This is a genomic window from Marinobacter confluentis (genome assembly GCF_004785685.1).
Lineage (GTDB): Bacteria > Pseudomonadota > Gammaproteobacteria > Pseudomonadales > Oleiphilaceae > Marinobacter > Marinobacter confluentis.
The window spans coordinates 99,009-121,708 of the sequence record NZ_SRPF01000003.1; the positions used below are offsets into that span (position 1 = coordinate 99,009).

Consider the following 22,700-nt stretch of genomic DNA (forward strand, 5'->3'; position numbering starts at 1 on the left):
CAGAACCCGCCGGGTCGATCGGCGAATTTCGGCTCATTGTGACCTTTACTGGCTTTTACCGGCCACAAAGGTCTCCCGCTTCAGCCCGTATTTCTGCATCTTTTCGTTCAGTGTCCGGCGGGGAAGCCCCAGCACCGACATCACCTCCTTGATATTGCCGTGATGCTGGGCCAGCTCAGCGCTGATCAACGCCCTTTCGAACTGGTCAATGCGGTCATTCAGCGAGCGCTCCCCGGACAGTGTCGAGGTCTGGCTACCCAGGCCAAGCCGCATCAGGTCCGATACCGATATGCCACTGATGCTGCGGGATAGCAGGAACCGTTCAGCGGTATGTTTCAACTCGCGCACATTGCCGGGCCAGTCGTGCATTTCCAGCGCCAGAACATCCTCATACTCCAGCTTTGGCGCTTCCAGGTTGTTGTTTCGGCCAGCCTCTCGCAGGAAATGACTGAACAGGGCGGGAACGTCGTCAATGCGGTTTCGAAGCGCGGGAAGATGTATATCCGCAACCATCAGCCGGTAGTAAAGATCTTCCCGGAAACGTCCTTCATTGGCCGCTTCACGCAGGTCTTCCTTGGTTGCGGAGATAATGCGAACGTTGATCGGCACCGGGGTATTGGAACCCACCCTGACGACTTCCCGCTCCTGCAGTACCCTGAGCAGTTTGATCTGGAAGGACATGGGCATGCTTTCAATTTCATCCAGAAACAGAGTGCCCTGATGCGCCGCTTCCAGCAGGCCAATCCGCCGTTTCTGGGCGCCGGTAAAGGCGCCGGCCTCATGCCCGAACAGTTCACTCTCCAGCAGGCTTTCGGGAATGGCACCCACGTTGATGGGGACAAACGGCTGATCACACCTTATGCTCAGGGCGTGCAGGCTGCGGGCCACCAGCTCTTTTCCGGTGCCGGTTTCGCCGGCAATCACCACATCGGCGTTGACCCTGGCCAGGGCCTGAACATGCTGTCGCAATCGCCGGGTGGGCTCTGATTCACCGATAATCACCGACGCCAGCCAGTCCTCGTTATCGGCCGTCACCAGCTGCGGCTGGGTCGCCAGAGTTACCTGCCGTTGCTGGCAGGCCCGTTTGATCACATCAATCAGTCGGTCCTGCTTGTAGGGTTTCTCGATAAAATCATAGGCCCCCAGCTTCATGGCCTCCACTGCCTGGGCGATACCGCCATGGCCGGTAATCAGAATCACCGGTATGCCGGGGTCAATGGCCTGCAACAGGCTCATACCGTCCATCCCTGGCATCCGTATATCGCTGACCACCACCCCACGGAAATCGCTGTCCAGTAACGGAAGCGCTTCCAGCGCACTGGTGAAAGTTCTGGCCTCGATGCCCGCCAGGGTCAGGCACTGGGCCACCGATTCCAGCACCGTGGGCTCGTCATCAATGACCACCGCATGCATGATTTCATCCATCAAACCGACTCCGCATTCTTATTATTCGTTATTGGCAATATCAGCATAAAACAGGTGCCCTTGCCTGTCTCGCTGCTGACCGTCAGTTCGGCGCCGATATCACAGGCAAGGCTGTAGCTGATGGCAAGTCCCAGCCCGACACCCTGCCCCATCGGCTTGGTGGTAAAAAAGGGCTCGAACACCCGCGCAAGCTCTTCGTCTGACATGCCGGGGCCGTTGTCTTCAATACTGAGGGCAACCTGTTCAGCCGGCTCATCAAGCTCTTTTACATGGATCGTTATGCGCCCATCCGGCTGGCCCGCAAGGGCATCAATGGCATTGGTCAGCAGGTTGACCACAATCTGCTCCAGAACCATGGCATTGGCCTGAACCGAGTAATCCCGGGGCAGATCCACAATACATTTTACCTGTTCCTCCTCTAGCCTGGGCCCCAGTAGTTCCATGGCATAGTGAATCGGCGCCTGAACTGACACGAAGGCGCTGCCGGAGTTGCGCTTGCCCGAGAAAATCCGCAGCTGCCGTGACAGCTTTGACAACCGCTGCACCAGGGATTCGATCTTTACCAGATTTTCGCTGACCGCCTCAGGCTTGTCGCGCTCCAGCAGCACCTGGCTGCTGGCGACAAAGTTTGAAAGCGCGGTGATGGGCTGGTTGATTTCATGGGCGATGGCGGCGGACATCCGGCCCAGGGCGGCCAGTTTCTGGTTCTGGGCCAGCGCCGCCTGAGCCTGCTCCAGATCCCGGGTTCGCTCTCTGACCCGCCGCTCCAGTGCCTTGTTGATTTTCTGCAGCGCCTGCTGGGCGGCGGTCAGTTCCGTTATGTCCTGTACCGTCAGTATGAACTCGTCTTTTTCCCCGGCGCGGATCGGGTTCAGGGTGTAGATCACCGGGAAGCGGCTGCCATCGGAGCGCACCCCTTCCGCCCGGCAGGCACCCTGACCAGCGGCCTCGGGGCTCCAAGGATCAATCAGGTCCGTTGGGGCATAGTTCTGGTCCGGCTCCTCCAACCCGAACAACGTCCGTGCCTGCTCGTTCAAAAATATTGGCCGGAACCGGGAATCCAGGTTAAGCAGACCCACATCGGTATTCTGGATAATCGCCCGTTGATGGGACTCGCGCTCAGCCGTCAACCGCACCAGCGATTCCTGAGCTTCAGTGCGCCGTCGACGCTCCCGGTAGAACAGACTGCCAACCGCAAAGCTCGCGTAGATCAGAACCATCAACACCTGCTTCGAAAACACCCGGGCCCTGATCCTCTCCAAGGGTACCCGCAGGTGCATCCGCCAGGGATAATCGTCAATCGCCGAGGCAAACACCACCTGGGGCCCGGCGTTTTTCAGTTCCAGGGTCGTCCATTCAGTGGATTGCCACTGGGTGACTTTTTCCAGTGGTTCCACCCGACCCTTACCGTACTGCTGTGTTCTTGCAAGCCTGGATTCCAGGGCGCTGGAAATCGGGCGCAGTGAAAAATAATGCCACTGGGAATCAGCCGCCAGGAAAATAATACCGTTCTCATCCGTGACCCAGACCGGGTCGCCGGAGCTGGCCCAGCTCTGCTCCAGCCGGGCCAGGTCAATTTTTATCACGATGACCCCAAGGGTAGCCCCGCCTTCCTCTCTAACCGGCGCCGACAGGAACAGCCCCGGAATACCGGAAGTGGCACCTACCGCAAAATAAAAACCAGCATCACCGGCCATGGCATCCAGAAAATAGGGGCGGAAGCCGTAGTTCTTGCCCACGAAACTGGTGTCTGCGTTGTAGTTACTGGAGTAGTAGGTCACCCCCTCGGGATTCATCAGAAAGATTTCGTCAGATTCCGCCTGGCGATTGATCCTTGCCAACAGACCCGACCCCTGGGAGTAACCGGTGACGGGCTGGTCCGGAAGGCTTTGCAGGGAACTCACAATCCGGGGATCCGAGGCAAGAACCTGCGGCAGATAAAGATGCCGGTCAATGGTCGCCAGCAGGGATGTGCGGTATGCCCCTAACCGCTGTAGCGAATCGGCCTTAGCCTGATTGATCTCATAGCGCATCAGCCAGCTGTCCGTGGCCAGGATGGCAAGAATAACGCCCACCAGCCCCAACACCAGCCAGAACGGCAGGGATTTCAGTGGCAACGAATTCCGGCGCGCAACCGGCTCACGCCGGGGCATATCAATGCCCCGGGTTACGCCGGTGTTGCCAGAGGTTCAGCCCCAGCAACAGAATGATCGTTACTGCTCCGGCAATCTCGGCGGTAAGGTCAGGATAGAAAATCGCGATAACCGCACCGCTCAGGCCCAGCCTCATCCAGGCCTTCATGGCCGTGAACAGGTATCCCTCGAGCGCCGCTGCGAAAGCCGCAAGGGCCAGTATCGCGATAAACCCGTTCCAGAGCACAATGGGAAGGGGCCCGCCCTGAATAATGACCGGGTTGAACACCATGAACAGTGGAATCAGATACAGGCCCTTGGCGAATTTCCAGGCCTGGACACTGGTTTCCATGGTTTTACTACCTGCTATCGCCGCGGCGGCATAGGCCGCCAGCGCAACGGGCGGTGTTACATTGGAATCCTGGGAGTACCAGAACACCAGCAGGTGAGCGACCAGCAGTGGTATGCCGAATTCGTTGGTCAGCGCCGGGCCGACCAGAACGATCAACACGATGTAGCTGGCCGTGACTGGCAGGCCCAGGCCGAGAATCAGACTGGCAACCGCAACCAACAGAATCGCCAGCAGGATATTGCCGTCTGCGAAGGCAATCATCATGGCGGAAAACTTGAGGCCCAGGCCGGTCAGCCCCACTACGGCCACCACAATGCCGGCAATGGCACAGGCAATACTGACTGACACCGCGTTGCGGGCACCGAGGTCCAGGCCCTGCAGCAGTTTGATAGCGCCGGAACGGGCTGCGTCTTTGAGCGCCGTGGCCAGATCGTTGTTGGCCATGCCTTTCTGGTAGGCCACAAACAGTCCATTGATGCCTGCAATCCCGACAATGCCGACCACCGCGTAGAAGCCCACCCGCATCGGCGAGATACCGATCACCAGCAAATAAACCAGCATGATGATGGGCAGCAGGAAATACCAGCCGCTGGCCAGTACATCCTTCACCTGTGGCAGATCACTGGATGGCAGGCCCTTCATGCCCTGCTTGATGGCGATGATGTGAACAAGAAGGTAAACGGTCGCGAAATAAAGAAGCGCCGGGAAAATGCTGACTTTGACGATGTCCAGGTAAGGCACCCGGGTGTATTCCGCAATCAGGAAGGCGCCAGCGCCCATCAGCGGCGGCATGATCTGGCCACCGGTACTGGCGGCCGCTTCAATGCCGCCGGCCTGGGCCGGACGATAGCCCAGCTTCTTCATCAGCGGAATGGTAAAGGCGCCGGTGGTCACCACGTTGGCGATAGAACTGCCCGAAATGGAACCCATACTGGCGGACGCCAGAACCGCTGCCTTGGCGGGGCCACCGCGCTGGCGCCCCGTGGCCGCAAACGCAAGATCGATGAAGAAACGGCCAGCACCAGTCACTTCCAGCATGGCGCCAAACAGTACAAAGATGAATACGAAGGTGGCGGCCACGCCCAGAGGCAGGCCAAAGATGCCTTCCTGCCCCAGGAAAAGCTGGGCGCCAACACGGTCAAAGGAATAACCCCGGTGATTAAGAATGCCCGGCATCCACTCGCCAAACTCAGACAGAGGCCCGCGGGAACCAATCACCGCGTAAAGAATCGCGACAATGCCGATAACGGTCAGCCCGGTTCCAACGGCCCGGCGGCTGGCCTCCAGCAGGGTCAGGGTGCATACCCAGGCCATGACAATATCGGTATCGCTCCAGAAACCGGCGCGACCCATGATCTCGTCCAGGAAATACACAAGATAAAGCCCGGACGCGGCAGAAGCGAAAAACAGTACCGTGTCTAAGATGGCGGCGATGGGGCCACGAGGTTTACCGGGCCTTGGCCCAAAAATCAGGAAACACAGCATCAACACCAGAGCCAGGTGAATGCCGCGCTGGTAGAACAGGCCGAGCGGTTGAATGCCCGCGCTGTATAACTGGAAAAGTGACAGCCCGATACCGACCAGGGCAATAAACCAGACCAGCGGCCGCGGGCCACTCATGGGTGTCGGCTGCCAGTCGCCGGTGGTCTGAAATGGGATAGCCGTAAGTTGACTCATTTAAGCTCAATTCCTTTTTCGCCGGCGGGAATCAGGCGAATTTCCACAGGCTCGTTAGCCGCCAGCTGGCTGAGGCTGACCGTGTGCGAATCGACCCTGATGCGGTGATTGACAGACTCGGAACCAACCCGCAGCCGAAGTGTGTTCTGAGATATCGGCACGTTCATGTCGACAATCCGATACCCGTGCTGATCATCTGATTCGAGCGTACCGCGCCCTGCGGTGTAGCCAAGGCCTGCAGCAAAATCCGGAGTCTGACTGCTGTCCAGGATCAGCTGTTCGCCGTCAACCCTGAAACAGTCGATAACCGGAAAGCCCTGCACCGAGTGGTTCCAGACCAGACACCAGCGGCCAGTGGCCGGAAGGCTGACCCGGGTCAGTGGCGCCTGGGAATGGCCAGTCACGGCCAGTTCCCAGGCGGCTGCGCTTTCGGCGGTTGCCGACATGGAGACGCATCCCCATGTCAGCAGCCCGACCAGCCAGCGGGCTGCCATTCTCAGACCCGAGGACATCCTGGCCTGGGCCCGGTTTATGGGCGCAGATTGTCAGGAATGGTTGCGCCGATTTCTTCGTAGTACCGGATAGCACCGGGGTGCAGGGGAATCGGGGTTGATTGCAGGCTGAACTCGACGGTGGTGTCGTCAGCGGCCGGGTGGATGGCCCGCAGATCCTCTACCTTGTCGAACAGCAGTTTGGTGATTTTGTAAGCCAGATCCTCAGACATCGCGGTATTCACGGTCAGCACGTTAGGGATGCCAATGGAAGCCGTTGGCTGGTCCAGACCTTCGTAAATGCCCTTGCGAAGTTCGTAAGGTGCAAACACAGGAACCGCTTCCCGTGCGTTTGCCACTTCTTCTTCCGACAGGGAGATCAGCGCGATATCGCGGGTGTTTGCCAGGCTTACAATCGAGCTTGTTGGCGGGCCAACGCTCCAGAAACCGGCATCAATATCACCATCACGCAGGGCGTCTGCGGATTCGTTGAAGTTCAGGCTGCGAACATCGAAATCCTCGAAGCTCATTCCGTTGGATTCCAGCAGCGCCTTGGCGTTTACTTCGGTGCCGCTACCCGGCGCGCCCACAGAAACCCGCTTGCCCGCCAGGTCAGACAGCGACGTGATGCCGGAATCTGCCAGGGTGACAATCTGAACCGCGTTTGGATAAAGCGAGGCAATGGCGGCCACATCCAGTTTGTTGCCGTTGAAGCGCTCACCGCCGTGATACGCCTGATGCACGGTATCGGCAAGTGCGATGGCAAGATCAGAATCCTGGCGATGAACCAGGCCCATGTTTTCCACCGACGCGCCGGTTACCTCTGCCACCGCTTTGTAGCCGTCAATCTCGGTACTGATCAGCTCGGCCAGGCCTCCGCCCAGTGGGTAGTAGGTACCGCCGGTGCCGCCGGTTGCAATCGATAGGTTGGTTTCTGCCTGGGCCGATACAGCACCCATCAGCAGGGACGCACTGGCTGCTATTAGCAACTTTCGCATGTTGATCACCTCGTTATTATTTTGAATGACATTGATGCCCGGAGGACGTCAACGACGTGCTCAGGTCTTTGCAGCTTATGTGCCAACGCGGAAAAGTCCATCAAATCAGCGAATGAAACCATCAAACCGCTTTTGATCGGCAAGAATTCGCCTATCAGTGTAAAAAGGCATAAGCGGAAATCGGCTTATTTTTAATCAGACCGGGGAGAGACTTCTGGACTATACTGGATCGATCCGCCATGGATTGGCTTCATGAAGTCGCGGCCAGGCTGAAACTGGATTCGTGGTGTTGTTGACAGGCAGGCATGTGTGATCAGGTGTCAGTAATGAACGCGAATGTCCGACAAGCAATATCCGACCTCCTGGACCTGTCCGCCAGTGCCGGAGGTTATCGCTGGATGGCGGTTCTTGCGGACCTGTCCCCCGACGCTGTCGTACACCCTCCGGAAGATCACGGTCGAATCAGCCCTTACCTGAATGCGCGGAAAGAGTTCCTGAATCACGCGGCCGACGAGCCCGTTGACCTTGGTACGCTGATTCCTGCAACCGGGCTTCACGCCGACCAGCCGGGCACAGACAGCTTCCAGCCGGGGTTTTTTACGGCCATTGGGCTTTTCGATAAGGCCGGTAACAGGCAGGGCTCGCTGATTGCCCTTGATAGCAGCCCTAAAGAGCTGAGCGAACGCCAGAAAACGGCCATTGCGCGGATTGCCAGGCTTGCGGAAACACACATTGAAGCTGGCGCCATTGAAGACCTGAACCAACAGCTACTGAGCCAGAGCAGCCAGGTCGCGTTCCTGTCAGAAATCGCCCGGCAGATCAGCAACGGTGTTGTCGTCACCGATGAAAACGGCCTGGTTACGTGGGTCAACCGCGGCTTCGAGAAAATCAGCGGTTACCTTTTTGATGAAATGGTCGGAAAGAAACCCGGCACCGTGCTTCAGGGTGAACTGACAGACCCCGAAACCATTGCCTGGATGGGCAAGTGCCTGGCGGAAAGAAAACCTTTCACCGTAGACCTGATCAACTACCACAGGAACCGGACTGCCTACTGGGTCCGGATTCAGTGCCAGCCCCTGGAATCCGGCAACGGCGCCCAGAGAGGCTTTATCGCGATTCAGACAGATATCAACGCCGAGAAGCACAACCAGGAACGATTCGAACACAGTCTCAGGCTCAACCGCGCCATACTGGAAACCCTGTACGATGCTGTTATCACCACCGACATCCGCGGAAAGATCCGCACGGCCAATCCAGCGCTGGAGACCATGTTCGGCTATCCGGAAAAAGACCTGATCGGTAAACCCATCTCAAAGCTCATGCCTCCGGACGTCGCCAGCCACCACTCCGGCTACATGAAAACCTATGCGGCCGGCCAGTCAAAATCCATTGAAATCATGGGCAACGCCAGAGCGGTTCAGGGACTCAGGAAAGATGGCTCCCGCTTTCCTCTGCGCATTGCCGTTACCGAAACGACCGTAAATCACGAACGCCTGTTAATTGCGGCCATCCACGACATCAGCGCAAGCGAAGAAGCCAAAGCAGACCTCCAGCGGTTCAGAAAAACCCTCGACAGCACGCTAGACTGTGTCTTCATGTTCGAGGCTGACAGCCTAAAGTTCTTTTATCTGAACCGGGGCGCCGTCAACCAGCTGGGCTACACCCGTAAAGAACTGCTGAACATGCACCCTTATGACATCAAGCCTCATTTTCCGGAGAAAACCTTCCGGAAAATGGTGGCGCCACTGGTCAACGGTAAGGTGCCCCGGCTCAATTTCCAGACAGTGCACAGACACAAGGATGGCCATGACATACCGGTGGACGTTTCTCTGCAATACATCAGGCTGAAGAACGAACCGCCACGCTTTATTGCCATTGTCCGGGATGTTTCCGAGCAGCAGCGTCATCAGAAGGAGATTGAACACCTGGCCTATTTTGACCCGCTGACCAATCTGCCTAACCGACGGCTCATTCGCCAGCGTCTCAAAGAATCCATGGAAACCAGTTCCGAGTCCGGTTGCTTTGGGGCCGTTCTGCTATCAGACCTGGACGACTTCAAGAACATCAATGACACCCTTGGCCACCGCCATGGCGACGATTTTCTGGTGGAAATTTCCAGCCGTTTCTCCGCCGTGCTGGGGCAGGACAAGTCCCTGTCGAGACTCGGTGGTGATGAGTTCCTGATCGTACTCAATACGGATCAGCAGGACCGCAGCGCCGCGATCCAGCAGGTCACCGACGTTGGGCGGCAACTCCTTGCGGCGTCGGTCCAGGCCACAGAAACACTGGGCAGCGCCCGGCCGGTTTCCACCAGCATCGGGATTGTTCTGTTTGACGATACATCGGTATCCGCCAGCGAATTGATGCGCAGAGCAGACATCGCCATGTACGACGCCAAGCGCAAGGGCAAGAACAGCTTCAGCATTTTTGATAACGCGATGCAGCAAAGCCTGCTTGACGAGCATACCCTGACCGCGGACCTGAACATTGCCCTGGGCCGCACCCACGAAATCGAGCCCTGGTTCCAGCCAAAAGTTGACCAGCTAGGCCGTTTCACCGGCTTCGAAGCGCTGGTGCGGTGGAACCACCCGGAGCGCGGGCTGATGAACCCCGGTGACTTCATCGATCTGGCCGAAAGAAAAAACCTGATCATACCGCTGAGCGACCACGTTCTGCGCCACGCCTGTCAGCAGATGAGCGACTGGCGCCGGCAGTTCGACATCGACAGCTGGACGGTGTCGGTAAACATCAGCCAGAGCCAGCTGGCAATGCGGGATTTTCCTGAAAAAGTGGAGAAGGTGCTGGCTGCCACTGGCCTGCCGGCGCGCGCCCTGTTGCTGGAGATTACCGAGACTGTGGTGGCGGAAAACATCTACCACAGCATCCGCCAGATGGAGCTGATCAGGGCTCTGGGCGTACAGTTCTCTCTGGACGATTTCGGCACCGGCTATTCGTCGCTGTCCTACCTGCGCCAACTGCCCATCGATGAGCTCAAGATCGACAAAACCTTCGTCGACAGTTTGCTTCACGACGAGGAAGGTTACGCCATCGTCAGAGCCATACTCAGTCTCGCCCACAGCCTGAAGCTTTCGGTGGTTGCCGAAGGCATCGAAGAACAGCCGCAATGGCAGGAGCTCAAGACACTGGGCTGCGAGGGCTTCCAGGGTTACCTGTTCAGCCGCCCCTGCCCGGCGAGCCAGATTACCGAGGAACTGGGCAAACAGGGTCTGACGATCACGCCCGGCTAGCCTGGCACAGACGGCAGAAATACAGACGACGGCTGGCAACACGCACTTTCTCAATCGGGCCATCACACTCGTGGCAGGCCTGGCCGTCGCGGTTGAACACCATGTGGCGGCGCTGGCCAAAGGTCCAGCCCGCCTGTTTCAGGCGTTCTGCCCGTTCCGGATCGTTGGTCACGCCCTTTAGCCGATAGCCCCGCTGAAGCATTTCCAGGATGGCCTCCGCCAGCCGTTCCTGGTCGATGGCACTCAGGTCCTTTGGCCTTGTGGACGGCGCAAGCCTGGTCTCAAACAGGATTTCGGAACGCAGGTAGTTGCCTATCCCTGCCACAAAACCCTGATCAAGCAACAGGCCACCCAGGGCGCGCCCGGCGAATCGTTTGTCGTTAAATACCGCCAACACGTCCTGAACGCCAACCGGCTGATTCAACGGATCGGGACCCAAACGACCCAGGTACTCGACCTGACCCAGATTTTCTGGCCTCACCAGCTGAATATCTGACGCACTGTACAGACGGGCCGCCTTTTTCCCGCCAAACACCGCAAAGCGCAGCTGGCGATTGGTGCTCGGCTCCCGGTCCGCTGAGCCCATGCGCCATTTGCCGTAAAGCTGGTTATGGCTGTATACACACCAGGGGCCATCAGTGTCCGTGGCGGAGAAAAACACCAGCACCGCCTTGCCCCGTGCCTCTACGCTGGTGACTGTCCGGCCCGCCAGCAACTGTTCGAACTCCTTGAAACGCTCGAATGCGAAGAACACCTGCTCTGCGGTCCTGCCGCCGACTGCTTTATCAATATCGTCCACCATACGGCGAATTTCGGGGCCTTCGGGCATAGCGTCTGTCTCGCGAATTTCTCAGGGGTTTTCTCGGCGATCTCATTGTTTCTGTTTGGGGTTTACGTCAGCAAACGGCAATTGGATACCCGCGATTCCAATCGGTGGCAATCGTGCTAGTCTCATCGTTCAACGATGCAAAGGCCAAATCATGCGAAAAAATATTCTGATCACCGGCGCCAGCTCCGGCCTGGGCGAGGGCATGGCCAGGGAATGGGCGGCCAGAGGCTGCAACCTGGCGCTCTGTGCCCGCCGTGCGGATAAACTTGAAGCCCTGCAGCGGGAATTACAGCAAGCCTATCCAGAGATCCGGGTGCTGGTTCGCGGCCTGGACGTGTGCAACTACGAGCAGGTATTCGAGGTGTTTCGCGGGTTCAGGGAAGAACTGGGCAGCCTGGACCGGGTCGTGGTCAACGCCGGCATTGGCAGCTCGCAACCCATCGGACGCGGCCATTTCGAGGCCAACCGCCAGACCGTGGAAACCAATGTGATCGGCGCGATTGCGCAGAGTGAAGCGGCCATGGAAATTTTCCGGGAGCAGAACAGCGGCCACCTGGTGTTGATGTCATCCGTCAGCGGGGTGCGCGGGTTCCGCGGCCCACTGAATGTCTATGCCGCGACCAAGGCGGCAGTGGCGTCACTGGCCGAAGGCCTGCAACTGGATACCCGGGGCAAGCCGATCAACGTCAGCAACATCATGCCCGGCTACATCCTGACGGACATAAACCGGAGCACCAAAAACGCGCCTTTCCGGGTGGATCTGGACACCGGCGTCAAGGCTCTGGTCAAAGCCATTGACGCCGAAAAACGCTGTGCCTACGTGCCCTGGTGGCCCTGGACGCCGCTTAGCCACGTACTCAAAGCCATGCCGTTCGGCCTGTTCGCCAGGGCCATGTAATTCCCGGGACACTGACCAATCACTGAGGGAGTTTTCGGGAAAATTCGTCAATCACCGACTGGTCCATTTCGGGTCGGAAAGCCAGGTAAACAGGCCCACTGCTGATGGCCTTATCGGAGTATTCAATCTGATCAGTGATGTTAAGCTCTACCGCCTGGCTGACCGCTGCATGGTAATTGGCCAGCATCACATCGATTCGACCGAGCAAGAGCATGCCCAACCCGGCCTGAATGGACGGCATGTCGACTTTGTCGAAATTTGTGGATTCCCGGATTTCCTGGGAATAGGAATAGCCGGGAGACACACCTACCTGCAAGCCACTCAGGGACTCAATACCCTGAAAGTCGAAGCCGGAGCCCGCCGGAGACACCACCACGGTGCGGCTTAATAGCAGCGGGTGATCAGGAAATCGGTAAATTTCTGCGCGCTCGCGATTGAAGCCGATACCGATGATGCCGTCCCGCTGGCCCAGCCTGACCAACTGCAGGGCCCGCTTCCACGGCATGAATTCAAGCTCAACCGAATACCCCATATCCTCCAGGGTCGAACGGGTCAGCTCCCAGAGAACCCCCTCGGGCCCCGACGGGTTGTTGTCAATCAGTCCGGGCCATTCTTCGGTGACCAGTCTCAATGATTGGTCTGCCAACGCTGACGAACAAAAGCACCAGAGTGACACTGCAATAACTGACAACCAGGGTGCTTTTTTCGTCATACCAGTTACTTGAACCTTACGACGAGCTCGTGCAGGTCGCTGGCGATACGGTCCATTTCTTTCGAACTCTCAGTGGATTCTTCGCCCTTGGCCAGGTTCTCGGAGGCCAGGGTAGAAATCTGTTCCACCTGCTCGTTGATCTGATCCGCCACCTGGGCCTGCTCTTCCACAGACGCCGCCATCTGGGTGGCCATTTCGGCGATGACATTGACCGATTCCGCGATTTCGCCAAGAGTCTGCTCCGCTTCCAGCATTTTCGCCAGGCCACTGTCTGCCGCAGCATTGCCCTCTTTGGCGATTTTCACCGAATTCGTAGAGCGGGACTGGAGCGTGTCGATAATGCCGTGGATTTCGCTGGTGGAATCCTGGGTCCGACGGGCCAGGTTACGCACTTCGTCCGCAACCACCGCGAAGCCGCGGCCATGCTCGCCCGCACGCGCCGCTTCAATGGCGGCGTTCAACGCCAGAAGGTTGGTCTGCTCTGCAATTTCCTCGATGATCTTGGCCGCGCCGGCAATTTTGCTGGTTTCAGACGCCAGTTCCTGCACCGACTCGCTGATGTTGTGCACGGTCGATTTCAGGTTTTCGATGGAAACCCGGGTGGCCGCCACAACTGACGAACCCTGGGTCGCAAATTCCCGCGCACCTTCTGCCTTCGACGCCGTTTCCTGAACGTTGGAGGATACCTCGGCGATGGTCTGGGACATTTCGTGAACCGCCGCCGCCACCTGTTCCGTTTCCGCCTGCTGTTTGCGAAGTGTCTCCTGGGCCTCGTACATGATTTCCAGACCGTGCATGGCACCGGTTTTCGCCTTGTCTGCAGAATCCTCGAGGCGGGTCAGCACCGCATCCAGGTGCGACTGCTGGGCCCGAACGGCCACCTTGATGCGCCCCAGCTGGAGGTCATCATCGGTGTAGCTCATGGCAGCAAGATCATCAGTGAACGACTTGTCCATCAGCCCGGTAATCGATTTGATCAGGTGCCGCTTGGACAGGTTCATCCAGACCGCATAGGCGACCACGCCCAGCGACAGCACAATTTCCGAAGCAACCTGATAATCCAGAAAAAACAGACCGCCGGCCACCAGAAACACCAGTGCCAGAAGCACAGCACTGGGACTGAATTTTTTCCAGATCGGAAGACCGGATTTCCCGTTACGTATTTTTGCGTAGAGTCTGTCGGCCCGTTCAACGTCAGCCCGATTCGGGCAGGAACGCACGGATTCATAGCCCACCACTTCACCGTTTTCCGTCACCGGCGTAACGTAAGCGCTGACCCAGTAAAAATCCCCGTTCTTGCGACGGTTCTTTACCAGACCCATCCACGGCCGCCGGGCCTTGAGGTGCGACCACATGTTCTCATAGGCTTCCGGCGGCATGTCCGGATGCCGAACAATATTGTGGGGCTGGCCAATCAGCTCTTCCCGGGTAAAACCGCTAATCTCAACAAACGCATCATTACAGTGCTGAATCTTGCCTCTGAGGTCCGTCGACGAGATCAGTTTCTGGGATTCCGGAAACGTACGCTCGTTGTTGGTTACGGGAAGGTTTTTACGCATCGCCAAGGTCCTTATTAAAAACGGAAACAACCGCTGAAATTGCCAGTATAGTTAACGGCAAAACAACGATACCCTTGAGTCGCTTTTAAACATATATTTGACTGTGACATTTATTCTGCACCACAAAAGCGCAGTCCGGACTGAGCGTCTATACTTACCAGATTCCCGGTAATACCGTAGCGACCGTATCCAAGAACCAGTGGGCAATGCGCCAACCCAACAATAATCAGTATTGGATCGTAAAATTACAGTGGATAAGCCCAGTCGCGTTTCAGAGCAGGTCATCCTGACGTCTGCTGACCAGCTTCAGCACTGCGAAAGCGAAGACATCCGACACCCGGAGATGGTCCAGGCGATCGGCGCTGTCCTGGTGGTCGATTGCCAGACCGGCTATCTGCTGCGCTGGTCGGAAAACACAGAGCAGCTACTGGGCCTTAAAGGGTTGAAAGAAGGGCTCAACCTCAGCCAGGCCATGCCCGCCATTGGTGCCGCCCTCTCGGCGTCGTCCAGGTCCCATTATCCATCGGAAAAACCCAGACACATCGGAACGATCGAAACTTCCGGCCGGGGCGACTCCGGCGGTTTATCAAGCCGGGTTGAACTACTGGAGCATTTCGCCACATCCGGGACACGCTGCCGAATCATTGAATGCCTGCCGCTGGATGACTCGAGCAATTCAGAAAACGGTCAAATCGAACCCTTGCTGGAAGCCATTCGTGTGATCGAGGCAACCACCCACCTGGATGACCTGTTACAAAAAAGTGCCACTGCCGTTCAGGCATTCTCAAAGTACGATCGGGTCATGCTGTATCGGTTCGACGATGACTGGCACGGTGAAATCGTTGCCGAAGCCTGCGAGCCGAGCCAGAGCCTCCGGTTTCTGGGGCAGCATTTTCCGGCCAGTGACATTCCAGCCCAGGCGCGGACACTCTACGAGCGCAACTTGCTCAGAATCATCGGCGACGTGAACGCTGACCCGGCCAGGCTGCTGCCGACAAAGCCTGAAAAACAGCACCTGGATCAGTCCTTCTGTTTACTGCGTGCGCCCTCGCCCTTTCACCTCGACTACCTTAAAAACATGGGGGTAGGCGCAACGCTGACCGTTTCAATCATTGTCGACGGAAAGCTTTGGGGAATGCTCTCCTGCCATCATGGAACGCCCAGAACACCCCCGTATCACGTACGTTACACCCTGTTGATGGCCATGGAAGTACTGGGGCGAATGATTGCCAGGCAGGTCGAGAATCTGTCCCGGATTCAGACTGCAGAGAACCAGCTTGATTTTGTTCAGAGGCTAAAAAAGATTGAGGTTGGCCTGGAAAAACAGGACAACGTCGATGAAAACGGTTACCTGATTCTGCTTGAATTTCTGAAACAGTGGTTTGATGCAAGCCACGCCACCCTGTTCATGGCGGGCGCGCGATTCGGGGACGCTTTGACGCCGGAGGCAGAAGGCTGGCTGGTCCGTAAAGCCAATGACGGCACCGGCCCCCAGTCAACCTGCAAAGCAAGCCTCTGGCCGGAATGCCGGGGCCTGGTCGATACCAGCAGCATTGGCGGCGTTGCCTTTGGCCCGATCAAGAATTTCGCCAGCTGCTGCCTGATAATGGCCCGCCCCATGCTGAAGTTCAGTCGGGTCTGGGCTGGACGTCCTGACAGCTACACCACCCTGCAGACACGAAGCGGCGACCAGGTTCTGGGCGCCAGGCGCTCCTTCGCCCTCTGGCGCGAGGAGGTGCAGGACCAGTCGGCACCCTGGCCGGAAGGCTGGGAAAAATGCCTGGAGGGCGCATCCAACGCCATTACCAACCATTACTACCGAATCAGGATCAGCAATCAGCAGGAGCAGGCCAAAATAGTAGGGAAAGCCCTTGAAACCATGCCTGATTTTGTCTTGATAACCTGGGCTGAAAAACTGGCCCCGTCGGGCCATCGGCCTATAACCTATGCCAATCCCGCCCTTTGTGATGCAACTGGCTACACCGAAAAAGAGCTGTTGGGTCAGTCTGCCGATATTTTTCAAGGCGAGGGAACAGACCGGACCGAGCTGGCCCGAATTTCGGCGGCGCTGAAAGAGTTCAAACCTGTCGTCGCAACACTTAAAAACTACACCAAAAGCGGTTCGCCCTACTGGATCGAAATCAAGATCGTTCCGATTTTTGGCAAAGCGGGGGAGGCCACCCACTTTGTCAGTGTCCAGCGGGACATTACGGAACAGCGGGCTCTGGAAGCACAGGTGCTGGACCGCGAGCGGGCCATGACGGCGATCCTGGACACCATCCCGGAAATCCTGGTGGATCTTGACCCAAACGGGTTGATCAACACGGTCTACTCCGGTAACCATAACCTTTTCGGTCAACCTCTGAATGCCTTTACCGGTAAAACGCTGGCGGAAGCGCTGACTCCGGAAATCAGCGATCAGTTATTGGCTTCCGTCGAGCAGGCGCAAAAGCAGGATCTGGAGTTCGATGCCCCCGGCGACTATGGCTTCTATCTTGCCAGAATCGCGGCGAAGAAAACCGGCAGTTCCAATCAGCATGCCGGTTATGTCTGCTCATTGACCAACATCAGCGAACGTCGAAAAGCGCAGGAGCAGGCTCAGTACCGATCAGAGCATGACAGCCTGACAGGATTATTGAATCGGGCGGGTCTGAAAAAACACCTGGATGAACTGTCCTTGATCAGCGATCAGCACGTGGCAGCCCTGTTTATTGACCTCGATAGATTTAAAACGATCAATGATGTCCACGGCCATAAAATCGGGGATTCAATACTCTGCGAAGTGGCCTCCCGAATCCGCTCCTCGGCGGCAAAGAGCCATATCATTTCCCGAATAGGTGGCGACGAATTCATTGTTTTGGTGACCGCCCAGGCCAACCATTCTGAGGCTGTGAGGAAGGCTGAAACATGCGCGATATCCATCAGATCTGCTATTGCAGCACCCTACTGGCTGGGCGGCATCAGCTACGAGATTGACTGCAGCATCGGTATCGCGGTTTCCGACGACGTGCCGGATTACCACCTGGATCTGATGGCCTGTTCTGACCTGGCTATGTACACCGCCAAGAAGGAAGGCGGCGGGCGCATACAGATCTTTGAGCGTTCCATGCATGAAATTGCCCAGCAGCACCACCGCCTGGAAACAGACCTGAGCAATACCTTGAGAACGGATAGCGAAGGACTTGAGTTACACTACCAACCCATCGTGAAGGACGTCGAAGAAATCGTTGGTTACGAAGCACTGATCAGATGGAACCACTGCGATTTCGGGCCAATTTCTCCAGCGGACTTTATCCCTGTTGCCGAACAAAGCAGCCTGATCGTTGAGCTGGGCAACTGGGTCCTGGCAAAAGCCTGCGCAACCCTGGCAGAGTGGAGCCGCATACCGGCCAACAAACATCTGGTTTTATCCATCAATATCAGTGCCCTGCAGATTCAACAGCCAACATTTGTCGATCAGGTTCTGGCATGTCTGAGACAGGCGGACGTGCGGCCTCAAAACCTGAAGCTGGAGATAACAGAAACCCTGTTACAGTACGATCTGGATGACACAATCGAAAAGATGCGACAGCTGAAAGAAGCGGGGCTACAGTGTTCACTCGATGACTTTGGTACCGGGTTTTCCTCCCTGTCCTATCTGCAAAAACTGCCGATTGACGAAGTAAAAATAGACCTGCAGTTTGTCCAGGCCATGCGCACAGACCCCAATGCCGAAGCCATCGTCAAGCTGATCATCAGCCTGGCGCAGACGCTTGAGCTTCGAGTGGTTGCGGAAGGGGTCGAAAGCCGAGAGGAATGGGGACTACTCAAACAGCTCGGCTGTCATTATTTCCAGGGTTACCATTTTGGAAGACCCCAGGCCAAAACGGTCGACTCCCGGCCATGCTGAATCACGTCGCCGAATTGCGAACCAGCACCAGGCCTTTGCATCAGAAGCTTGAAGATACACAGTGCGCGTTGGCCATTATGAATCCCTTGCTGCAACCGGCTGAGTACCTTGAACTACTGAAATGGTGGCACCGGCACTGGAAGGTTCTGGAACACCTGGAACGTCGGTTACGGCCCGATCATGCGGATACCCTGCTGATACCGCAGCGCCGGTCGGCAAAGGCCGAGGCCGATATTCAGGCACTGGCCGGTTTATTGAACCTGCCGCCTGACGACAATGATTACGATTCCTGGCCGGAACCCGATATTCCCGGGGCCAGCGGCAGCTGGGAGGGGCTGGCTTACGTGATGAAAGGTTCGGAGCTGGGCAGCAAGATGATCAAAAAACAGCTTCAAACAAGTCTTATCGGGACGCCTGCGATCAATCACCTCGGTTTCTTTGACAGTGCGCCGGATCAGCCAGCCTGGCCAGTCGTCATACACCGCCTCGAAGAACTTTTAGAACAACCGCTAACCCGAATGCAATGCATCGCTAGTGCAAACAGGATTTTCGAGTGGCTCATCAGGAGTGCCTTATGAAAGTTATGGCCGCCGTTCTTCAGAACAGAGACAGCGCCCGCCCCTACCATGAAACCCGGCCGCTGGTAATTGAAGAGCTGGAACTGGATGGGCCCGGCAATCACGAGGTGCTGGTTGAAATCAAAGCCGCGGGCTTGTGTCACTCTGACCTCTCGGTCATTGATGGCAACCGGCCGCGGCCTTTGCCCATGGCGCTGGGGCACGAAGCAGCGGGGATCGTGAAGACCGTTGGAGCTGGGGTGACGGACCTGGCGCCCGGCGACCATGTGGTCACCGTCTTTGTGCCAAGTTGCGGCCATTGCGGCCCCTGCGCCGAGGGCAGGCCCGCGTTATGTGAACCGGCCGCCGTGGCCAACAACGCCGGCACCCTGATTGACGGCGGCCATCGCCTGCATCGTGCTGACGGCACCCCCATTAACCATCACCTTGGGGTGTCCGCCTTTGCCGACCACGCCGTGGTTTCCCGGAACTCGCTGGTCAAGGTGGATAGATCCCTGCCGTTCCAACACGCCGCATTATTCGGCTGTGCGGTGCTGACAGGGGTTGGCGCTGCGATCAATTCGGCCGACATCCGGCCAGGGCAGACAGTGGCCGTCATTGGCCTGGGCGGCGTTGGGCTGAACAGCGTTCTCGGCGCCCTGGTTGCCGGGGCGGGCCAGGTCATAGCCGTGGACCTGGACGACGACAAGCTGGCCATGGCGAAATCCCTCGGCGCGAGCGAGGGCTTCAACCCTTCTGATCCGGAGTGCCGGGACAAGATCAAGGCGCTGACCAGCGGCGGTGTGGATTGCGCCATTGAAATGGCAGGCTCGGAAAAGGCGCTGGAACTGGCTTACCAGATCACCCGACGCGGTGGCATCACCGTGACCGGCGGGCTGGCGCACCCGGACCGCAAAGTATCGATCCAGCAGGTCAGCCTGGTGGCCGAGGAACGCACACTGAAAGGCAGCTACGTGGGCAGCTGTGTACCCGTGCGGGACGTCGCCCGCTACGTCAGCCTGTTCCGTCAGGGCCGGTTGCCCGTGGACAGGCTGCTGAGCGACACCCTGACGCTTGACCAGATCAACGAAGGCTTCGAGCGCCTGGCTGCCGGCAAAGCCATTCGCCAGGTCATTCTTTTCGACACAAACTGACCGCGGTTCTGACCCATGGATCGATCCCACTACCCCGTGTTCTATCCCATCATCACCCGCTGGATGGACAACGATATTTACGGCCACGTAAACAACGTGACCTACTATTCCTATTTCGATTCCGTCATCAACCGTTATCTGATCGACGAGGGCGGTCTGGATATCCATAACGCACCGGTGGTCGGTTTCATGGTCAGTTCCAGCTGCCAGTTCAGAAAGCCGGTAGCCTACCCGGAAGCCCTGCAAGCTGGCCTGCGCGTGCTCAAAACCGGGAACAAGTCTGTCACCTATGAAGCCGCGATTTTCAGGGACGGAGACACCGACGCCGCTGCCGTGGGAGAAATGGTGCACGTATTCGTGGATCGCGCCAGCAACCGTTCGACCCCGATTCCGGCCAACATTCGCAAGGCTCTTGAGCGAATCAGCACTGACGGCCAATAACTGTACATCTATACAGTTTTGTCGTATGTTTCCTGGTAACAGCCACTCACCGACGTCACCGGATGAGACCCATGAGACCAGAAACCCAGCCGGCGAACTTTGCCAGCATCAGGCGGCGCTTTGAATTTCGCAGCATCGAAATCGGGCGATGGGTGTCAGAACCCGAGAAAGACCGGGCGGCCATCCGTTTCCAGCAGGCACTGAACGACCTGATGGACGTTCTGGGCGGCCCGGAGCATCTGATCTCACTGCGCCACACCCTGGGGCTGCAGTACGGCATCGGCGGCCGCCCCGGTGTGGCGGCACACTACATTCCGACCACACGGCAACTGGCGCTGGCGAAAAATGCCGGGGCCGGCAGCCTGGCCCATGAATGGTTTCACGCCTTCGACCATTACATGGGCAGCCGACTGTTCCAGAAACCTGAAAAGGGGTTGTTTGCCTCAAAAGGCTGGCTGGAAAGCATCCCGCTGAAACCCCACCCGCTCAATGGCCTGCTGGCTGACTGTTTCAAAGCAGTGATGCTGAACGAAAACGGCACCGAACCCAGCGAGCTGTTCCAGCACTCTCGCAAGGCTGACCAGGCCATGGGCGTGCTTTACTACGCGAAACCGGAAGAAATGTGCGCCAGAGCATTTGAAGCTTTTATCGAAGATGCCCGGCCCATGAGCAGCTTTCTGGTGCGCGGCAGCCGCCATTCCGACGAAGCCAAAGCCGGGCTCTATCCCCAGGGGCAGCAGCGATCCGGAATCAACACGGCGTTTCAACGCTATTTTCAGGCGCTGGGCAGGGCGCTTTACCGGGAATTAGCCAGCGCCACCATGTCCTCGTAACGCCGGTAGTGAACGCCGGCCATGGCTTCTCGGTTTTCCGACAGCTTTAACGCTTCATTGGCCATTGCACAGGCAACGGTAGCCGCTTCAATCCCCCGATACTGCCTGAGTGGCCCGTGGAGCAACGCATTGATAGCGGGCATGGCTTTTATGCCCAGAGCCTCGGCTTTGCGGTGCTCTGAACGCTCGCCCAGCAACAGGCCAGGTTGATAGATCGAGAGGCAGGGATAGCCCAGCCCTTTCAGATCATGCTCCAGCTCGCCTTTTATCCGGTTGTAGAACACGGGCGATGACGGCGATGCGCCGACGGCCGACATCAGAATAAACGCCCAGGCGCCCTGCTGACGCCCGATTTCGGCTGCTTTGATGGCGTAGCCATAATCCACTTCCCGGAACCTTCTGCGGGAACCGGCTTTCTTTATGGTTGTGCCAAGGCAACAGATGATGACATCCACAGCGAACAGATCGGACTGATCCTCCAGATGCGCGAAATCCACGGCGGCGGGCTTGAGTTTATAGTGTTCAATCGTCAGCGCCCGTCGGGTCGGCGCCACCACCTGTGAAACCTCATCCATGGCCAGCAGATTCTCCAGCACCATCCCCCCGGTCAGGCCTGTTGCACCCAGAAGCAAAACCTTCATGCACTCACTCCTTTCAGAAGAGAATTGACCCAGTCCATCGCGGCCGGCCGATGAGCAACTTCAAGCACAAATTCCTGCCCCCGGGCAGCGCTTTTCAGATAACAGCCGGAATCCGACATAGACCACCGCTCCATCTTCTGATGATAGGTCATCGCCGTCTCCTCCGAAGCCGGATAGAAGAATTCAGGCAAACGCCACTGTGTTGTCATTCGGGCATCCGGCGCAGTCAACCTGTGTCGATCTGTCATCTCCGGGAAGACTCCGGCACCGGCGTAGCCGGTGTCCTGTCCCTGAAGGATCAGGTTCTTTGCAGCTACGTAGAGTGTGTTCCGCTGATCCGGCTCCCCATGGAAATGTGGATGATCGGAAGCCCATGGCAGCTGTCCCGGCGCCAGTTCATCAATGGTATGGACATGGCCAATCTGGAGCCAGCCCCAAAGCCCGTGGAACGCCTTTGAATCAGGCCGGAAACGCCAGCGGCCCTGGCTTTTCAGAACCCGCCGGAAAAGGCCGAAGAACAGAAACAGGTCCCCGGCCCCCACTCCCTGTCGGGCCAGATGGCTCTGGGCACTGCCGCTCTGGCCCAGGCAGGGCGTCCATCCCTGGGTTCGAGGTTTCACATGCGGGATCAGATCCGGGTCAAGGTGTGCTTTTCGATTTCCGGCCCGACGGTCGCCGGTCAGATTCCGCACCAGTGCGCCCACATTCGCGTCCCGATACTGGATATCGCGGTAGGCAACGCGTGAACGCGGATCGGGTATCGGGAGCGCGTAGAAGCTGCCGTCCGGAAATACCGGGCTTGGGCAGCCACCGGCGGAAGAATCGAAGCCTTTGCGGCTGAGAATCAGCTTCAAGGGTAAGGCT

General features: G+C 57.7%; 17 protein-coding genes. 7 read left to right on the top strand and 10 right to left on the bottom strand.

Annotation, left to right across the window (positions count from 1 at the left end; translation table 11 throughout):
• Window positions 1-45: 45 nt before the first annotated feature.
• The 5 genes from E5Q11_RS11050 to E5Q11_RS11070 form a co-directional block, all read right to left on the bottom strand.
• Window positions 46-1,425, bottom strand: coding sequence for a sigma-54-dependent transcriptional regulator (locus E5Q11_RS11050; RefSeq protein ID WP_135803492.1), 1,380 nt, complete (start codon window positions 1,423-1,425; stop codon window positions 46-48).
• Entirely contained in the window at window positions 1,425-3,578 is a 2,154-nt protein-coding gene (locus tag E5Q11_RS11055; protein ID WP_135803493.1) for a sensor histidine kinase, read from the bottom strand. The genes E5Q11_RS11050 and E5Q11_RS11055 overlap by 1 nt, the downstream gene beginning before the upstream one ends.
• 1 nt (window position 3,579) lies before the next feature.
• Window positions 3,580-5,586, bottom strand: coding sequence for a TRAP transporter permease (locus tag E5Q11_RS11060; protein ID WP_135803494.1), 2,007 nt, complete (start codon window positions 5,584-5,586; stop codon window positions 3,580-3,582).
• On the bottom strand, window positions 5,583-6,032 hold the full coding sequence (locus tag E5Q11_RS11065) for a DUF1850 domain-containing protein (protein WP_168215646.1): 450 nt from the start codon (window positions 6,030-6,032) through the stop codon (window positions 5,583-5,585). Before E5Q11_RS11065 ends, E5Q11_RS11060 begins: the two co-directional genes overlap by 4 nt.
• Before the next feature lie 83 nt (window positions 6,033-6,115).
• Complete coding sequence (locus E5Q11_RS11070; protein ID WP_135803496.1) at window positions 6,116-7,075, bottom strand: TAXI family TRAP transporter solute-binding subunit; 960 nt, start codon at window positions 7,073-7,075, stop codon at window positions 6,116-6,118.
• 326 nt (window positions 7,076-7,401) lie between these two features.
• Here E5Q11_RS11070 and E5Q11_RS11075 point away from each other — a divergent pair, with 326 nt between their 5' ends.
• Entirely contained in the window at window positions 7,402-10,323 is a 2,922-nt protein-coding gene (locus tag E5Q11_RS11075) for a sensor domain-containing protein (protein WP_168215647.1), read from the top strand.
• Here the strand turns inward: E5Q11_RS11075 and nei are convergent.
• On the bottom strand, window positions 10,310-11,152 hold the full coding sequence (nei, locus tag E5Q11_RS11080) for an endonuclease VIII (protein ID WP_135803498.1): 843 nt from the start codon (window positions 11,150-11,152) through the stop codon (window positions 10,310-10,312). The two genes, E5Q11_RS11075 and nei, sit on opposite strands and share 14 nt — an antisense overlap.
• A gap of 151 nt (window positions 11,153-11,303) precedes the next feature.
• Between nei and E5Q11_RS11085 the strand changes: the two genes are divergently transcribed.
• Complete coding sequence (locus E5Q11_RS11085; protein ID WP_135803499.1) at window positions 11,304-12,050, top strand: SDR family oxidoreductase; 747 nt, start codon at window positions 11,304-11,306, stop codon at window positions 12,048-12,050.
• A gap of 19 nt (window positions 12,051-12,069) precedes the next feature.
• Here E5Q11_RS11085 and E5Q11_RS11090 read toward each other — a convergent pair whose 3' ends face one another.
• Window positions 12,070-12,681 (bottom strand): substrate-binding periplasmic protein, encoded by a 612-nt coding sequence (locus E5Q11_RS11090; RefSeq protein WP_168215648.1) that lies wholly within the window; start codon window positions 12,679-12,681, stop codon window positions 12,070-12,072.
• An 86-nt stretch (window positions 12,682-12,767) separates the two neighbouring features.
• Entirely contained in the window at window positions 12,768-14,321 is a 1,554-nt protein-coding gene (locus tag E5Q11_RS11095) for a methyl-accepting chemotaxis protein (RefSeq protein ID WP_135803501.1), read from the bottom strand.
• A 250-nt stretch (window positions 14,322-14,571) separates the two neighbouring features.
• Between E5Q11_RS11095 and E5Q11_RS11100 the strand changes: the two genes are divergently transcribed.
• From E5Q11_RS11100 to E5Q11_RS11120, 5 genes are all read left to right on the top strand, one after another.
• Complete coding sequence (locus tag E5Q11_RS11100; RefSeq protein WP_135803502.1) at window positions 14,572-18,210, top strand: EAL domain-containing protein; 3,639 nt, start codon at window positions 14,572-14,574, stop codon at window positions 18,208-18,210.
• Between the two features lie 35 nt (window positions 18,211-18,245).
• Entirely contained in the window at window positions 18,246-18,788 is a 543-nt protein-coding gene (locus E5Q11_RS11105; protein ID WP_168215649.1) for a biliverdin-producing heme oxygenase, read from the top strand.
• On the top strand, window positions 18,785-19,921 hold the full coding sequence (locus E5Q11_RS11110; RefSeq protein ID WP_135803504.1) for a zinc-dependent alcohol dehydrogenase family protein: 1,137 nt from the start codon (window positions 18,785-18,787) through the stop codon (window positions 19,919-19,921). The genes E5Q11_RS11105 and E5Q11_RS11110 overlap by 4 nt, the downstream gene beginning before the upstream one ends.
• Window positions 19,922-19,936: 15 nt before the next feature.
• Window positions 19,937-20,362 (top strand): acyl-CoA thioesterase, encoded by a 426-nt coding sequence (locus tag E5Q11_RS11115; protein ID WP_135803505.1) that lies wholly within the window; start codon window positions 19,937-19,939, stop codon window positions 20,360-20,362.
• Between the two features lie 71 nt (window positions 20,363-20,433).
• A complete protein-coding gene (locus E5Q11_RS11120; protein ID WP_135803506.1) occupies window positions 20,434-21,195 on the top strand; it encodes a CLCA_X family protein in 762 nt (253 codons plus the stop codon).
• Here the strand turns inward: E5Q11_RS11120 and E5Q11_RS11125 are convergent.
• Complete coding sequence (locus tag E5Q11_RS11125; RefSeq protein ID WP_191964472.1) at window positions 21,159-21,836, bottom strand: Rossmann-fold NAD(P)-binding domain-containing protein; 678 nt, start codon at window positions 21,834-21,836, stop codon at window positions 21,159-21,161. The two genes, E5Q11_RS11120 and E5Q11_RS11125, sit on opposite strands and share 37 nt — an antisense overlap.
• The gene (locus E5Q11_RS11130) at window positions 21,833-22,690 is read right to left on the bottom strand and encodes an Nmad3 family putative nucleotide modification protein (protein WP_135803507.1); all 858 of its coding nucleotides are present in this window, start codon (window positions 22,688-22,690) and stop codon (window positions 21,833-21,835) included. Before E5Q11_RS11130 ends, E5Q11_RS11125 begins: the two co-directional genes overlap by 4 nt.
• Window positions 22,691-22,700: the final 10 nt, after the last annotated feature.

Coding starts and splice junctions, on each gene's coding strand:
- E5Q11_RS11050 (WP_135803492.1), bottom strand. CDS start 1,425: ATGGATGAAATCATGCATGCGGTGGTCATTGATGACGAGCCCACGGTG.
- E5Q11_RS11055 (WP_135803493.1), bottom strand. CDS start 3,578: ATGCCCCGGCGTGAGCCGGTTGCGCGCCGGAATTCGTTGCCACTGAAA.
- E5Q11_RS11060 (WP_135803494.1), bottom strand. CDS start 5,586: ATGAGTCAACTTACGGCTATCCCATTTCAGACCACCGGCGACTGGCAG.
- E5Q11_RS11065 (WP_168215646.1), bottom strand. CDS start 6,032: ATGTCGGCAACCGCCGAAAGCGCAGCCGCCTGGGAACTGGCCGTGACT.
- E5Q11_RS11070 (WP_135803496.1), bottom strand. CDS start 7,075: ATGCGAAAGTTGCTAATAGCAGCCAGTGCGTCCCTGCTGATGGGTGCT.
- E5Q11_RS11075 (WP_168215647.1), top strand. CDS start 7,402: ATGAACGCGAATGTCCGACAAGCAATATCCGACCTCCTGGACCTGTCC.
- nei (WP_135803498.1), bottom strand. CDS start 11,152: ATGCCCGAAGGCCCCGAAATTCGCCGTATGGTGGACGATATTGATAAA.
- E5Q11_RS11085 (WP_135803499.1), top strand. CDS start 11,304: ATGCGAAAAAATATTCTGATCACCGGCGCCAGCTCCGGCCTGGGCGAG.
- E5Q11_RS11095 (WP_135803501.1), bottom strand. CDS start 14,321: ATGCGTAAAAACCTTCCCGTAACCAACAACGAGCGTACGTTTCCGGAA.
- E5Q11_RS11110 (WP_135803504.1), top strand. CDS start 18,785: ATGAAAGTTATGGCCGCCGTTCTTCAGAACAGAGACAGCGCCCGCCCC.
- E5Q11_RS11115 (WP_135803505.1), top strand. CDS start 19,937: ATGGATCGATCCCACTACCCCGTGTTCTATCCCATCATCACCCGCTGG.
- E5Q11_RS11120 (WP_135803506.1), top strand. CDS start 20,434: ATGAGACCAGAAACCCAGCCGGCGAACTTTGCCAGCATCAGGCGGCGC.
- E5Q11_RS11125 (WP_191964472.1), bottom strand. CDS start 21,836: ATGAAGGTTTTGCTTCTGGGTGCAACAGGCCTGACCGGGGGGATGGTG.